The organism is Pseudomonas sp. 43mfcvi1.1 (assembly GCF_900115935.1).
Taxonomy (GTDB): domain Bacteria; phylum Pseudomonadota; class Gammaproteobacteria; order Pseudomonadales; family Pseudomonadaceae; genus Aquipseudomonas; species Aquipseudomonas bijieensis.
Genome location: NZ_UETT01000018.1, coordinates 78,623 through 91,817 on the forward strand (window position 1 = coordinate 78,623; position 13,195 = coordinate 91,817).

Annotated in this window: 14 protein-coding genes; 11 read left to right on the forward strand and 3 right to left on the reverse strand. The window is 63.5% G+C overall.

What is annotated here, in order from left to right:
* Positions 1 to 21 precede the first annotated feature (21 nt).
* The 10 genes from DTP52_RS27320 (at position 22) to DTP52_RS27365 (ending at position 7,614) form a co-directional block, all read left to right on the forward strand.
* Complete coding sequence (locus DTP52_RS27320; RefSeq protein WP_109756152.1) at positions 22 to 330, forward strand: c-type cytochrome; 309 nt, start codon at positions 22 to 24, stop codon at positions 328 to 330.
* A gap of 229 nt (positions 331 to 559) precedes the next feature.
* Positions 560 to 862 (forward strand): cytochrome c, encoded by a 303-nt coding sequence (locus tag DTP52_RS27325; protein ID WP_232200265.1) that lies wholly within the window; start codon positions 560 to 562, stop codon positions 860 to 862.
* Positions 859 to 2,037: a cytochrome D1 domain-containing protein gene (locus DTP52_RS27330; protein ID WP_109756154.1), complete on the forward strand. Its 1,179-nt coding sequence runs from the start codon at positions 859 to 861 to the stop codon at positions 2,035 to 2,037. Before DTP52_RS27325 ends, DTP52_RS27330 begins: the two co-directional genes overlap by 4 nt.
* Positions 2,038 to 2,039: 2 nt before the next feature.
* The gene (locus DTP52_RS27335) at positions 2,040 to 2,498 is read left to right on the forward strand and encodes an Lrp/AsnC family transcriptional regulator (RefSeq protein WP_109756155.1); all 459 of its coding nucleotides are present in this window, start codon (positions 2,040 to 2,042) and stop codon (positions 2,496 to 2,498) included.
* Positions 2,495 to 3,007: an Lrp/AsnC family transcriptional regulator gene (locus DTP52_RS27340; protein ID WP_109756156.1), complete on the forward strand. Its 513-nt coding sequence runs from the start codon at positions 2,495 to 2,497 to the stop codon at positions 3,005 to 3,007. The genes DTP52_RS27335 and DTP52_RS27340 overlap by 4 nt, the downstream gene beginning before the upstream one ends.
* Entirely contained in the window at positions 3,000 to 3,443 is a 444-nt protein-coding gene (locus DTP52_RS27345) for an Lrp/AsnC family transcriptional regulator (RefSeq protein WP_109756157.1), read from the forward strand. The genes DTP52_RS27340 and DTP52_RS27345 overlap by 8 nt, the downstream gene beginning before the upstream one ends.
* Positions 3,418 to 3,987 (forward strand): Lrp/AsnC family transcriptional regulator, encoded by a 570-nt coding sequence (locus DTP52_RS27350; RefSeq protein WP_109756158.1) that lies wholly within the window; start codon positions 3,418 to 3,420, stop codon positions 3,985 to 3,987. Before DTP52_RS27345 ends, DTP52_RS27350 begins: the two co-directional genes overlap by 26 nt.
* A 73-nt stretch (positions 3,988 to 4,060) precedes the next feature.
* Positions 4,061 to 5,239 carry a heme d1 biosynthesis radical SAM protein NirJ gene (nirJ, locus tag DTP52_RS27355; protein ID WP_109756159.1) on the forward strand — a complete coding sequence of 393 codons (1,179 nt, stop codon included), beginning with the start codon at positions 4,061 to 4,063 and terminating at the stop codon, positions 5,237 to 5,239.
* Positions 5,240 to 5,278: 39 nt separating this feature from the next.
* Positions 5,279 to 6,121: a uroporphyrinogen-III C-methyltransferase gene (cobA, locus tag DTP52_RS27360; protein ID WP_109756160.1), complete on the forward strand. Its 843-nt coding sequence runs from the start codon at positions 5,279 to 5,281 to the stop codon at positions 6,119 to 6,121.
* A complete protein-coding gene (locus DTP52_RS27365; RefSeq protein ID WP_109756161.1) occupies positions 6,118 to 7,614 on the forward strand; it encodes a nitrite reductase in 1,497 nt (498 codons plus the stop codon). Before cobA ends, DTP52_RS27365 begins: the two co-directional genes overlap by 4 nt.
* Before the next feature lie 145 nt (positions 7,615 to 7,759).
* On the opposite strand, the gene DTP52_RS27370 is transcribed toward DTP52_RS27365, so the two are convergent.
* The 3 genes from DTP52_RS27370 to DTP52_RS27380 form a co-directional block, all read right to left on the reverse strand.
* The gene (locus tag DTP52_RS27370) at positions 7,760 to 8,944 is read right to left on the reverse strand and encodes a porin (RefSeq protein ID WP_109756162.1); all 1,185 of its coding nucleotides are present in this window, start codon (positions 8,942 to 8,944) and stop codon (positions 7,760 to 7,762) included.
* Positions 8,945 to 9,367: 423 nt separating this feature from the next.
* Positions 9,368 to 10,642 (reverse strand): glucarate dehydratase family protein, encoded by a 1,275-nt coding sequence (locus DTP52_RS27375; protein ID WP_109756163.1) that lies wholly within the window; start codon positions 10,640 to 10,642, stop codon positions 9,368 to 9,370.
* Entirely contained in the window at positions 10,639 to 12,042 is a 1,404-nt protein-coding gene (locus DTP52_RS27380) for an MFS transporter (protein WP_109756164.1), read from the reverse strand. Before DTP52_RS27380 ends, DTP52_RS27375 begins: the two co-directional genes overlap by 4 nt.
* A 108-nt stretch (positions 12,043 to 12,150) precedes the next feature.
* On the opposite strand from DTP52_RS27380, the gene DTP52_RS27385 reads away from it, so the two are divergent.
* Positions 12,151 to 13,047 carry a LysR substrate-binding domain-containing protein gene (locus tag DTP52_RS27385; protein WP_109756165.1) on the forward strand — a complete coding sequence of 299 codons (897 nt, stop codon included), beginning with the start codon at positions 12,151 to 12,153 and terminating at the stop codon, positions 13,045 to 13,047.
* Positions 13,048 to 13,195: the final 148 nt, after the last annotated feature.

A 13,195-nucleotide genomic window follows, 5' to 3' on the forward strand; every position in this document is an offset into this window, starting at 1 on the left:
CCATCAATAAGAGGAAAAACCATGAAGCCTATTCTGATTGCCTTGGCCCTGACCGCCGCCTATAGCCTACCGACGCTGGCACAAGACGGCCCGACGCTGTTCAAGAGCAAGCCCTGTGCAGCCTGCCACTCCATCGACACCAAGGTGGTGGGCCCGGCGCTCAAGGAGGTCGCGGCAAAAAACGCCAGTGTCCCGGGGGCGCAAGACGTGCTCGCCAAACACATCAAGGAGGGTACGCAAGGCAACTGGGGACCGATGCCGATGCCGGCCAACCCCGTGACGGAAGAAGAAGCCAAGATCCTCGCTGCGTGGGTCTTGACCCTTAAATAACACAGGCAGAAAAGGCCTTGTAGGCAGGACCTGCCTGACACAAAACCCGTGGCGAGGGAGCTTGCTCCCGCTGGGCTGCGCAGCAGCCCCAATAGCAACCTGGCGACTCAGTGTGTCAGGTAAACCCAAGGGGCTGCTGCGCAGCCAGCGGGAGCAAGCTCCCTCGCCACAAAAGCGATGCAACTCAATATCGGAGGACGTCATGGAACGACACCGCTTTACCACCTCGATGACCACCCTCCTCTTTATTTTTTCCTCCTGCGTGCTGGCCGCTCCCGACAGCCAGCGCCAGGCCCAACTGCAACACCTGCTGGACCAGGATTGTGGCGCCTGCCACGGCCTGTACATGACCGGCGGCCTCGGCCCACCCCTGACCCTCGAAGCCCTGGCCGGAAAATCCCGCGACAGCCTCATCGCCACCGTCACCCTCGGACGGCCCGGCAGCGCCATGCCCGGTTGGGCACCGCTGCTTGCGCCCGACGACATTCGCTGGCTGGTGGACCGGCTCCTTCAAGGAAAACCCGCCTCATGATCCGTTCTTTCCTGTCCTTCACGGCCATCGCCCTGCTGCTCTGCGGTTGCACCCAGACACCGCTGCGCGGCACCGGCGATCTGGGCGTAGTGGTGGAGCGTGCCAACGGCAGCCTGCAAATCATCGAAAGCGATACCCGCACCGCCCTCGCCCGCGTTGAAGGCCTGGGCGACCTCTCCCACGCCTCGGTGGTGTTCTCCCGCGACCAGCGCTACGCCTATGTGTTCGGCCGCGATGGTGGCCTGAGCAAAGTCGACCTGCTGAGCGCGCGCATCGACCGCCGGATCATCCAGGGCGGCAACAGCATCGGCGGCGCGATCAGCCAGGACGGCAAGCTGATCGCCGTCTCCAACTACGAACCCGGCGGGGTCAAGGTGTTCGATGCCCAGACCCTGGAACAGGTCGCCGACATTCCGGCCACACCCTTGCCTGACGGCAAGAAACGTTCGCGAGTGGTGGGTCTGGTGGACGCCCCGGGACAACGCTTCGTGTTCAGCCTGTTCGACACCGGCGAGATCTGGACCGCCGACTTCAGCCAGGGTCTCACCCCGAGCATCGAGCGTTTCACCGCCATCGGCCAACAACCCTACGACGCACTGATCACCCCGGATGGGCGTTACTACATGGCCGGGCTGTTCGGTGAAGACGGCATGGCCCAACTCGACCTGTGGCATCCGGAACACGGCGTAAAACGGGTGCTGGGGCATTACGGGCGCGGCCAGGATCGGCTCCCGGTGTACAAGATGCCGCATCTGGAAGGCTGGGCCCTGGCCGACCAGCAAGCCTTCGTGCCTGCCGTCGGGCATCACCAGGTACTGGTGATGAATGCCCGGGACTGGCAGCAGACCGATGCCATCGCCGTGGCCGGCCAACCGGTGTTCGTCACCGCGCGACCGGACGGCCGGCAACTGTGGGTCAACTTCGCCTACCCGGACAACGACCGCGTCCAGGTCATCGACACCCAGACTCACGCCGTCGTCGCAGACCTGCGACCGGGACCGGCCGTGTTGCACATGGAGTTCACCGCACGAGGTGACCAGCTGTGGCTGTCCGCCCGGGACGGTGGCGAGGTACAGGTCTGGAACCCGTATCGGCTCGAACGCCTGGGCAGCCTGCCGGCCCTGAGCCCCAGCGGTATTTTCTTCAGCAGCCGCGCGCACAAGCCGGGGTATTGACCATGACATCCAGCTCACTGGCCCGGCGCCTGATCGATCAATTCCAGCATGGCCTGCCGTTGTGCGCCGAGCCCTATCGAGCCATGGCCGAGACCTTGGGCTGCAGCGAAGCCCAGGTCATCGACTGCCTGCAACACCTGCAAGTGGCCGGGACCTTGTCGCGGGTCGGCCCGGTGTTCGAACACACCCGGGCCGGCGCCAGCACCCTGGCCGCCCTGGCTGTGCCCGAAGACCGCTTGCACCAGGTGGCGGCACGCATCAGCCAATACCCGGAAGTCAATCACAACTATGCCCGGGAACATCGCTACAACCTGTGGTTCGTACTGACCGGCCCCACCCGTGCCCACCTGGAAAACATCCTCCAGGAACTGGAACACGACACTGGTCTCACCCCGCTGGACCTGCCCATGCTGACCGCCTATCGCATCGACCTGGGCTTTGCCCTGGAGGCCACCCCATGAAAAACGCCCTGAGTGAGCAACAGTCACTGGAACTGCGCCGTCTGCTGGAGACCGGCCTGCCCCTGACATCGCGGCCCTTCCAGGCCCTGGCCGAGCAGATCGAGGCCAGCGAGCAACAAGTGCTCGAGCAGATGCAGCGCTGGCATGGACAGGGTCTGTTCCGGCGCGTAGGCCTGGTGGTCAACCATCGCGCCTTGGGATTTGCCGCCAACGCCATGCTGGTGCTGGACGTGCCCGACGCCTTGGTCGATGAAGTCGGCCGTCGCCTCGGCCAGGCGCCGGGCATCAGCCTTTGCTACCAACGCCCCCGACGTCTGCCCCAGTGGCAATACAACCTGTTCTGCATGATCCACGGTCGCCAGCGTGACCGTGTCGAAGCCCAGGTCCAGGCGCTGCTGGAAGAGCATCTGCTGGACGACCTGCCCCACCAGTTGCTGTTCAGCACGCACCTGTTCAAGCAATGCGGCGGACGTTTCGCCGCGCCGGCCGGAGCCCGTATCGATGGATGACCTCGACCGCCGCCTGATCAATCGCCTGCAACTGGGACTGCCGCTGGTCCGTCATCCTTGGCAGGCCCTGGCCCATGAACTGGACAGCAGCGCTAGCGAATTGCTCGACCGCTTGCATGAGCTGCTCAACGACGGCGTGCTCACCCGCTTCGGCCCGATGTTCGACATCGATCGCCTGGGCGGTGCGTTCACCCTGGCGGCGCTGGCGGTGCCCGAGCCGCGCTTCGAGGCCATCGCCGAGCTGCTCGCGGACATGCCCGAGGTCGCTCACAACTACCGCCGCGAGCACGCCTGGAACATGTGGTTCGTGCTCGCCTGCCCCAGCGAACAGGCGATCAACGACAGCCTGCTGCGCATCGAACATCTGACCGGCCTGGTGCCGCTGAACCTGCCCAAAGAGGAGACCTACCATGTCGGCCTGTATTTCCCCGTCTGAGTCTTTGTGGCAAGCGCCACCACGGCTGGATGAAACGCCCCTGGCCCTGCGGCTGGTGGAACTGACCCAGGCCGGCCTGCCCTTGCTCGAAGACCCCTGGGCCTGGCTGGCCGAGCAACTGGGCCTGAGTGTGGAATCCACCCTCGACCTGCTCAAGCGCTTGCAGGCCGAAGGCGCGATCCGCCGCATCGCGGCCGTGCCTAATCACTATCGCCTGGGCTATCGCCACAACGGCATGACGGTCTGGGACGTGGCCGACACCGACATCTCACGCCTCGGCGCGCTGCTGGGCGCGCAGCCCTTCGTCAGCCACTGCTACCGGCGCCCGCGCCGGCCCGGCTGGCGCTACAACCTGTTCGCCATGGTCCATGGCCGTAGCCGCGAAGAAATCGACAGCTACCGCGAACACCTGCGCTACCTGCTGGGGGACGCCCGTGCCGCCGACGACATGCTGGTGAGCAGCCGCATCCTGAAAAAAACCGGCCTGCGCCTGTCGCCTGTGGGAGCAAAGCTTGCTCGCGAAACAGGTGCGTCGGTTTTATGAAGGACCGCATCGGCTTCATCGCGGGCAAGCCTTGCTCCCACCAAGCCTTGCTCCCACAATGAAGGAACGCTTTATGTTGAGGATCAGCCACTACCTGCGAGCCCTGGCCGGGCAATGCCCCCCTCCACGGGTCGCGCCACCGGGCAGCCAGCGCCCGCCGGTGGTGATCTGGAACCTGCTCAGGCGCTGCAACCTGACCTGCAAGCACTGCTATGCGACCTCGGCCGACAGCGTGTTTCGCGATGAACTGGACACCGCGGCGGCGCTTCAGGTCATCGATGACCTGCATGATGCCGGGGTGCGCGTGCTGATCCTGTCCGGCGGCGAACCCCTGCTGCGCGACGATCTGTTCCAGCTCAGTGCCTATGCCCGCGACAAGGGCTTTTTCCTCGCCCTGTCCACCAACGGCACGCTGATCGACGCGAGCAATATCCAGCACATCAGCGAGGCACACTTCGATTACGTCGGCATCAGCATCGACGGCCTGGAAGCGACCCACGATGAATTCCGCCAGCTCAAGGGCAGTTTCGCCAGCTCCATGGCGGCCATCCGGCTCTGCCGCGAGCAAGGAATCCGGGTCGGGTTGCGCACCACCCTCACCCAGCAAAACCATGCCCAGTTGCCGCGCTTGCTGGACCTGATGAATGAATACGACGTGCAGAAATTCTACCTGTCGCACCTCAACTACAGCGGCCGGGGCAAGCGCAGTCGCAAGCTCGATGCCCACCAGCAGATGAGCCGCGAGGCCATGGCCTTGATCTTCGAGCGGGCCTGGCACGACATTGAACAGGGCCGCGACAGTGACTTCGTCAGCGGCAACAACGACGCCGATGCGATCCTGTTGCTGCAATGGGTATCCCGCCGACTACCGCAACACTACACCGCACTGGAACGGATGCTGCGGGCCTGGGGCGGCAACGCGTCGGGTAGCGGCATCGCCAACATCGACAATACCGGCGAGGTCCACCCCGACACGTACTGGTGGCAGCACTCGGTGGGCAATGTCCGCCAGACCCCATTCAAGAGACTCTGGTCAGAGCGCCCCGATGCCCTGCTGCTCAAGCTGCGCGAACACCCGCGGGCCGTGGGTGGCCGCTGTGGGCAATGCCGCTGGCTGGCGATCTGCAACGGCAATACCCGCACCCGCGCCTGGGCCGACGGCGACCTCTGGGGCCAGGACCCCGGCTGCCACCTCAGCGACGAAGAAATCGGCTTGCACGCGATCCCCAGCGTTGCGACGCCCTGCGCCTGATGACCGACGGCGAACCTGATATCGAACCAAGGAAGTCCCATGCCTGCCTCCATCGTTTTGCCCGCTGCCCTGCAATCGCCCTTCAGACCGGGTGAAGTCGCCCTGGTCGGCGCCGGTCCCGGTGACCCGGGCCTGCTGACTCTGCGCGCCTGGAGTCTGTTGATGCAGGCCGACGCGGTGGTCTACGACCGTTTGATCAGCCCGCAATTGCTCAGCCTGATCCCTCTGACCTGCGCCCGGCATTACGTCGGCAAGGCCGCCGGTTGCCACAGCCTGCCCCAGCCGCAGATCAACGAACTGCTGGCTGACCTGGCCGACCAGGGACAACGGGTGGTGCGACTCAAGGGCGGCGATCCGTTCATCTTCGGTCGCGGCGCCGAGGAACTGGAATATCTGTTGGCCCGGGGTATCGATTGCCAAGTCGTGCCGGGCATCACCGCCGCAGCCGGTTGCAGTACCTATGCCGGCATTCCCCTGACCCATCGCGACCTGGTCAATTCCTGCCGATTCATCACCGGCCACCTGCAACGCGAAGGCGATTTGAACCTGCCTTGGCAAAGCCTGGCGGATGACAGCCAGACCCTGGTGTTCTACATGGGCTTGTCGAACCTGGGCACCATCGCCGCGCGGCTGATCGCGGCAGGCCTGACGGCCGATACCCCGGCGGCGTTGATCAGCAACGGCACGCGGCCCGACCAGCAGGTCCTGCGCGGCACCCTCCAGCAATTGCCGGAGATGGCGCAGGCATGCGCCGAAGGCCTGCCGACCTTGACGGTGATCGGCAAGGTGGTCGGTTTGTTCGCCCATCAGCTATTGGAGCATCCGGCCCGCCTGCACCCGGCCATACCGCTCCAGCCTGGTATCGCGAGGGTGGCATCATGAGAATCGGCTGGCTTGCCCCGCTGTTGTGGATCGGTGTCGTCCCGGGCGCCACGGCGGCTGAACCGGACCTGGCCTTGGCCGAACAGACCTACCAGCAACATTGCCAGCAGTGCCACGGGGTGAATCGCATCGGCGCTGCCGGGCCGGCGCTGTTGCCCCAGAGCCTGAGCCGGATCAAGCCCGACGAGATCCGCCAGGTGATCGAAAATGGACGCCCGGCCAGCCAGATGGCGGCGTTCGGTGCGGTGCTGGAGCCTGCGCAGATCGATGGCCTGACCCACTATCTCCAGCGTCCGCCCGCCGTCGAACCGACCTGGAGCGAGGACGACACTCGTCGCAGTCATCGCCTGCTGGCGGATGTCGCTACCCTGCCCGATAAACCCCAGCACCACGCCGCCCCGCTGAACCTGTTCGTGGTGGTGGAGGCTGGCGATCATCACGTCAATATCGTCGACGGCGATCGCTTCGAAGTCCTGGCGCGCTTCGCCTCACATTTTGCGGTGCATGGCGGCCCCAAATTTTCCCCCGACGGGCGCTTCGTCTATTTCGCCTCCCGGGACGGCTGGATCAGCCTGTATGACCTGCATAACCTCAAGCTCATCGCCGAGGTACGGGCCGGGCTCAATACCCGCAACCTGGCGGTGAGCAAGGACGGTCGCTGGGTGCTGGTGGGCAATACCCTGCCCGGCAATCTGGTGGTGTTGGATGCCCGCGATCTGTCACTGGTCAAGACCCTTGCAACGGTGGGGCTGGACGGCCAGGCGTCGCGGGTCAGTGCGGTCTATACCGCGCCGCCGCGCAACAGCTTCATCGTGGCCTTGAAAGACGTCAAAGAGGTCTGGGAACTGTCCACCGGACCGAACCCGGACTTTGTGCCCAGGCGTATCGAGGCCGAGGATTACCTGGACGATTTTTCCTTCTCGCCCGATTACCGGCAATTGCTCGCCACCTCGCGCAAGGCTCAGGGCGGACAGGTGATCGATCTCGACACCGGCCGGGTCGTCACTGACATCGCCTTGCCGGGCATGCCGCACCTGGGCTCGGGGACCTATTGGAAGCGCGATGGGCATTGGGTGTTCGCCACGCCCAACATCAGCAAGGGGCTGATTTCGGTGATCGACTTCGACACCTGGAAAGTCATCAAGCAGATCCCCACGCTGGGGCCGGGCTTCTTCCTGCGCAGCCACGCCAACTCGCGCTACGCCTGGACCGATGTGTTCTTCGGCCCCGACAACGATGCCATCCACCTGATCGACAAACAGACCCTGGAAATCGCCCACACCCTGCGACCCGTGCCCGGCAAAACCGCCGCCCACGTCGAGTTCACCCGCGATGGCCGTTACCTGCTAGTGAGCATCTGGGATACCGATGGCGCGCTGATCGTCTACGACAGCAACACCCTCAAGGAGATCAAGCGCCTGCCCATGAACAAACCTTCGGGCAAGTACAACGTCGGCAACAAGATCGAGTTCGCCGAGGGGACGTCTCATTGAAAAAAAGGGGGCTGATGCGCAGCCCCAATAGCAAAGGCCTGTGGGAGCAAGGCTTGCCCGCGATGAACGATAACGCGGTTCCACTGTTTGACCGCGGCGTGGCTATCGCGGGCAAGCCTTGCTCCCACAGACAGCGTCGTCCCCCTTACCAGGTAAGCACCGCTCCCACCGCAAAGGTATCGGTGTCTTCGTTCTGGGCGCTGGTATCGTGGCCGTTGATTTCGAACTGGTTGTACTCGGCCACGAGCTTGAGGTTGTCGTTGATGTCGTGGAACAACGCGACGCCACGGGTTTCGTAATCGGCGCCACTGCCCACCACGCCATTGCCGTCGTCATCGGTCTTGCCGTAGGACAGCGCCAGGCGGTTCTTGCCCAGCTTGTAGGAGCCCTGCAACAGGTAGCCCTTGCTGTCGACATTGCGCAGGGTGGCTTCACCGGCGTTGTTGGTGAAGAACGGGTTGATGCCCTTGGCCTGGAACCCCGAACCGGTGAGCGACAACCCGCCCATCTTGGCCTGCACGCCATACCCCAGGCCCTTGGAAGTGACCGATTCGACGGTGGAGTCGGTATTGTCCGAGGTCTGGTAGCTGCCGTTGAGCCAGCTGTAGATCTTCGCCCCGCCGAGGTCGAACTGGTAGGTGATCTCGCTCTCGGTACGCGGGTTCTCCTGGTAGGCCTTGCCGGTGGCGCTGTTGTCGTTGGTGTCCACCGGGTCCATGATTCCGACCGCCACTCGCAAGCCATCCATCACCGGCGTGCGGTAGGTGATCTGCGAGGTCGGGAACGGGTACGGATAACCACTGCCGATGTTGCCGAACGAGACGCCACCGCCGTCTACCAGCCCCAGGGTGTCGCTGACCTGACCGTAACCGGCCAGCAGTTCGTCCAGCAGGATGTTGGAGCGGGCAAACAGACCGAAGTCTTTGCCGATCAGCACCTCGCCCCACTCCGGGTTGGCCACGGTGCCGTAGAACTGGCGCACGTCGATGGCGGTGTCGGTGCCGTTGGTTTCGCTGTCGTTGATGGTCACCCAGAACGAGGCCCGGGCACCGAGCTTGAGGTCATCGACCTGCTTGCCCATGTTGAAGCCCAGGTAGTTGGGCAAGAAGCCCATCTTGACCCGTGCCTGCCGACGGTCGTACTGCTCACCGGCGCGGTCCACGTCGCTGTTGACGTAAAAGGCGTTGATGTAGCCGTCGGTGGAAAAGGTGGTCTGGTCCTTGTCGTACAGCATGATTTCGGCGTTGGCCCAAGGCATCAGGCCCAGGCTCGAAACACCGGCGAGGACTGCAGGCAAAAAACGTTGGCGGGTATTTTTATTGTTGTGCATGGCGCGCTCCGCAACAGGGGACGGGATGTCGGAGGCGATTATCGAAAGGCGCCGGGGCGCGTCATACGCTGCCTTGGAGGCAATTGGCGAATGCTTTGGAAGCGCCGGCCTGGCGCGGCAGTTTGGACGTAAGACGGCGAGGCTGGCGGGTGCGGCAGTTTGGGTGTAAGACCCCGATGCAGGCGGGTGCGGTACTTTGGGTGGGGGCCGCAGGATGGCCGGGGAATGTAGGGGGGATCAATACCACCGACCTGTGGCGAGGGGGATCTGTGGGAGCAAGGCTTGCCCGCGATGAACGATAACGCGCTTCAACTGTTCGACCGCGGCGCGGTTATCGCGGGCAAGCCTTGCTCCCACAGATAAATCCCCTCGCCACAGGAGCTTGCCCCCGCTGGCCTGCGCAGCAGGCCCCTCACCTTCGCCTCAGAACCGCGGCTTGACGGTTTTCCAGTCCGGTCGATAGCGCTGCATCTGCCGCACATCGTCACGCTGGCGGATGCCGCAACTGAGGAACTGGTCATGCAGCTTGCCCAGTTGATCCCGGTCCAACTCCAGACCAAGGCCAGGCGCCCGGCTGATCTTCACGCAGCCGTCGACAATCGGCAGCTTGCCGCCCTTGACCACTTCCTCATCCGGTTCCTGCCACGGGTAATGGGTGTCGCAGGCATAGTCCAGGTTCGGCACCGCCGCCGCGACGTGGGCCATGGCCATGAGGCTGATGCCCAGGTGCGAGTTCGAATGCATCGACACGCCCAGGCCGAAGGTGCTGCACATTTTCGCCAAGGCCTGGGTGTCCCGCAGGCCGCCCCAGTAATGGTGGTCAGCCAATACGATCTGCACGCTGTTCAACGCTACGCTACGGCGAAACTCGTCGAAATCGGTGACCACCATATTGGTCGCCAGCGCCAGCCCCGTGCGCTTGTGCAGCTCGGCCATGCCTTCCAGCCCCGGCGTCGGGTCTTCGTAGTACTGCAAGTCATCACCCAGCAGCTCGGCCATGCGAATCGAGGTTTCCAGCGACCAGTTGGCATTGGGATCGATGCGCAGCGGATAGCCGGGAAACGCTTGCTTCAACGCCTTGATGCAGGCGACTTCATGCTCTGGATCGAGGGCGCCGGCCTTGAGCTTGATGCTCTTGAAGCCATAGTCCTGGATCATCCGCCGGGCCTGGGCAACGATCTGCTGCTCGTCGAGCGCCTCGCCCCAACTGTCTGGCGGATACGGCGAATCGATGTGCTCGGCATACTTGAAAAACAGATAGGCGCTGAACGGAATCTCGTCGCGAATCGCACCACCCAACAGGTCCACCAGCGGCACGTTCAGGTAGTGGGCCTGCAGGTCCAGGCAGGCCACTTCGAACGCCGAATAGGCATTGCTCACTGCCTTGCTCGCATGGGAACCCGGCGCCAGTTCGGCACCGGCCAGGCTCGGCGGTTTCTGCGCGGCGACGGTCGCCTGGACGATGGCCCGCAACTGGTTCAGATTGAACGGATCCAGGCCGATCAACTGGCTCTGCAACTGCTGCTGGATCGCCAGGGCCGGCGCATCGCCGTAGCTCTCCCCCAGGCCGATGTAACCGTTGTCGCTCTCGATCTCGATGATTGAGCGCAGCGCGAACGGCTCATGGATGCCGCTGGCGTTGAGCAAAGGTGGGTCGCGAAAGGCGATGGGGGTGACAGTGACGCGTTTGATCTTCATACAGCGGCTCCCGATGGGCCAGGGTTCAAGGCTTGGGGTTTTTCCGGTTGACCGGCAACGGTATCGGCAACGGTTTCAGGTCGGCCGGACAATGAATTCGGCGTATCGCGGCCCGGCTTGGTGCGGGCAAAGAAAATCACCACGGCGGCAACCAGGGAGGTGATTGCCAGCCCATACAGCCCACCTTCGATGGACCCGGTGGTTTGCTCCAGGAAACCGAAGGCCGTCGGCGCCACGAAGCCGCCGAGGTTGCCGATGGAGTTGATCAGGGCGATCACCGCCGCCGCGATGCGCGCATCCAGGTAGCCCTGGGGAATCGGCCAGAACAACGCCGACGCGGCCTTGAAACCGATCGCCGCAAAACAGATCGCCACGAAGGCAAAGATCGGCCCACCCGTGGTGGACATGAACATGCCGAACGCAGCCACCACCAGCGTCACCGCAACCCAGGCCTGCTGGAACTTCCATTTGCCGGCCAGGGCGGCAAAGCCGTACATGGCAACGATGGAAATGATCCACGGGATAGAGTTGAGCAAACCGACCTGGAAGTCCCCCAGGTTGCCCATTTTCTTGATCATGCTCGGCAGCCAGAACGTGGCGCCGTAGATGGTCAGGGCGATGGAAAAGTAGATGAAACAGAACAGCGCGATCTGTCGGTCGGCCAGCAACTTGAACATCGACGGCTTGATCACTTGCGCCGCTTCCCGGGCCCGTTGCTCTTCGGCGATGGCGGCGATCAATACGGTTTTTTCTTCAGTCGTCAGCCATTTGGCCTGGCTCGGGTGCGATTGCAGCCAGAACCAGACGAACCCGCACAGCACAATGGAGGCGAAACCTTCGATCAGGAACATCCACTGCCAGCCATGCAGGCCCATCCCGCTGATGTGCAGCAAGGCGCCGGACACCGGGCCGGAAATCACCGAGGCGATGGCCGAGCCGCTCAGGAAGATCGCCATCGCCTTGCCGCGCTCATTGGCGGGTAGCCATTGGGTGAAGTAGTAGATGATGCCGGGAAAGAACCCCGCCTCCGCCGCGCCGAGGATAAAGCGCAGCACATAAAAACTGGTCTCGCCGCGCACAAAGGCCATGGCCATGGCCGCCGCGCCCCAGGTGAACATGATGCGCGTCAGCCAGGCCCGCGCGCCGTAGCGTTGCAGCAGCATGTTGGACGGCACTTCGAACAGCGCGTAGCCGATGAAGAACAGCCCGGCGCCGAGCCCGTAGGCCGCGGCACCGATGCCCAGGTCGGTTTCCAGGTGACTGCGCACGAAGCCGATGTTGACCCGGTCGATGTAGTTGACGATGAACATCACCACCACCAGCGGCAGGACATGACGTTTGACCTTGGCCGCCGCGAGCGCCAGGGTGCTGTCATGGGTGGAGTCCGTTACGTTATTCAAGGGGTGCCTCCCGATCATTGTTTTTGTGGGGAACGGGACGATGATGGACGCGGTGGATTGTTCCCGTCTAATCTAACTTGGCACTTGATTGATACCTGGATTGAATCAATGTTTGAACTGGCCCAGTTGCGCTGCTTCACCACCGTGGCGACCGAACTCAACTTCCGTCGCGCCGCCGAACGCCTGAACATGACCCAGCCACCGCTGAGCCGGCAGATCCAATTGCTGGAACATCACCTGGGCGTCGAGCTGTTCACCCGCAGTACCCGCAGCGTGGCGCTTACCGCCGCCGGCCGGGCGTTTTTCATCGAGGCGCAAAACCTGTTGGAACAGGCGCAACAAGCTGCCGTAGCCGCCAAACGTTTTGCCCAAGGCGACATTGGCTCGGTGACCATCAGCTTCGTCGGCAGTGCGGTGTATGAGTTTTTACCCAAGGTGATTGCCGAGGCGCGGCTGAAACAGCCCCAAGTGAAGATCGTCCTGGCGGAAATGAACACCTACCAACAACACGAAGCCTTGCGCGCCCGGCGCATCGACCTGGGCATCGTCCGCTCGCCGCTGCTGGAAACCGGCTACGCCACCGAATGCCTGGTGCGTGAGCCCTTCGTGCTGGCGGTGCCTGCCGGGCATCCGCTGGCCAGCGCCGAATCCGTCAGCGTCCAGGACCTGGATGGACAGTCGTTCCTGATGTACTCCCACACCGCCTACCCGCCCTTCAACGAACTGCTTACCGGCATGCTGCGCTCGGCCCGGGTCGCGCCGCAATTCGTGCAATGGCTGGGGTCGTCGCTGACGATCCTGGCGCTGGTCAACGCCGGCATGGGCCTGGCCCTGGTACCGCGTTGCGCCACCAGCGTGGTGTTCAAGCAGGTGGTGTTTCGCGAGATCGACCTGGGCGAAGGAGTGCAAAGCGAGTTGCACCTGGTGTGGCGCGAGGACAACGACAACCCGGCGTTCACCATGTTGCTGGAGGGGATTCGGGGGGCGGTTCGGGAGGGACTTTAAGCGATACACAAAAACTGTGGCATGTGAAACCCGTGGCGAGGGAGCTTGCTCCCTCGCCATATGACCAGCGCCCTTGAGCCATGTGTCTGATGGGTTTGCCAGCGCCCTATTCCAGTTCTTCTCGACAAGTTGTACGATGACCGACGAG

Bases quoted from the DNA above. Each gene is read 5' to 3' on its own strand.
- DTP52_RS27320 (WP_109756152.1), top strand. From the start codon at position 22: ATGAAGCCTATTCTGATTGCCTTGGCCCTGACCGCCGCCTATAGCCTA.
- DTP52_RS27325 (WP_232200265.1), top strand. From the start codon at position 560: ATGACCACCCTCCTCTTTATTTTTTCCTCCTGCGTGCTGGCCGCTCCC.
- DTP52_RS27330 (WP_109756154.1), top strand. From the start codon at position 859: ATGATCCGTTCTTTCCTGTCCTTCACGGCCATCGCCCTGCTGCTCTGC.
- DTP52_RS27335 (WP_109756155.1), top strand. From the start codon at position 2,040: ATGACATCCAGCTCACTGGCCCGGCGCCTGATCGATCAATTCCAGCAT.
- DTP52_RS27340 (WP_109756156.1), top strand. From the start codon at position 2,495: ATGAAAAACGCCCTGAGTGAGCAACAGTCACTGGAACTGCGCCGTCTG.
- DTP52_RS27345 (WP_109756157.1), top strand. From the start codon at position 3,000: ATGGATGACCTCGACCGCCGCCTGATCAATCGCCTGCAACTGGGACTG.
- DTP52_RS27350 (WP_109756158.1), top strand. From the start codon at position 3,418: ATGTCGGCCTGTATTTCCCCGTCTGAGTCTTTGTGGCAAGCGCCACCA.
- nirJ (WP_109756159.1), top strand. From the start codon at position 4,061: ATGTTGAGGATCAGCCACTACCTGCGAGCCCTGGCCGGGCAATGCCCC.
- cobA (WP_109756160.1), top strand. From the start codon at position 5,279: ATGCCTGCCTCCATCGTTTTGCCCGCTGCCCTGCAATCGCCCTTCAGA.
- DTP52_RS27365 (WP_109756161.1), top strand. From the start codon at position 6,118: ATGAGAATCGGCTGGCTTGCCCCGCTGTTGTGGATCGGTGTCGTCCCG.
- DTP52_RS27370 (WP_109756162.1), bottom strand. From the start codon at position 8,944: ATGCACAACAATAAAAATACCCGCCAACGTTTTTTGCCTGCAGTCCTC.
- DTP52_RS27375 (WP_109756163.1), bottom strand. From the start codon at position 10,642: ATGAAGATCAAACGCGTCACTGTCACCCCCATCGCCTTTCGCGACCCA.
- DTP52_RS27385 (WP_109756165.1), top strand. From the start codon at position 12,151: ATGTTTGAACTGGCCCAGTTGCGCTGCTTCACCACCGTGGCGACCGAA.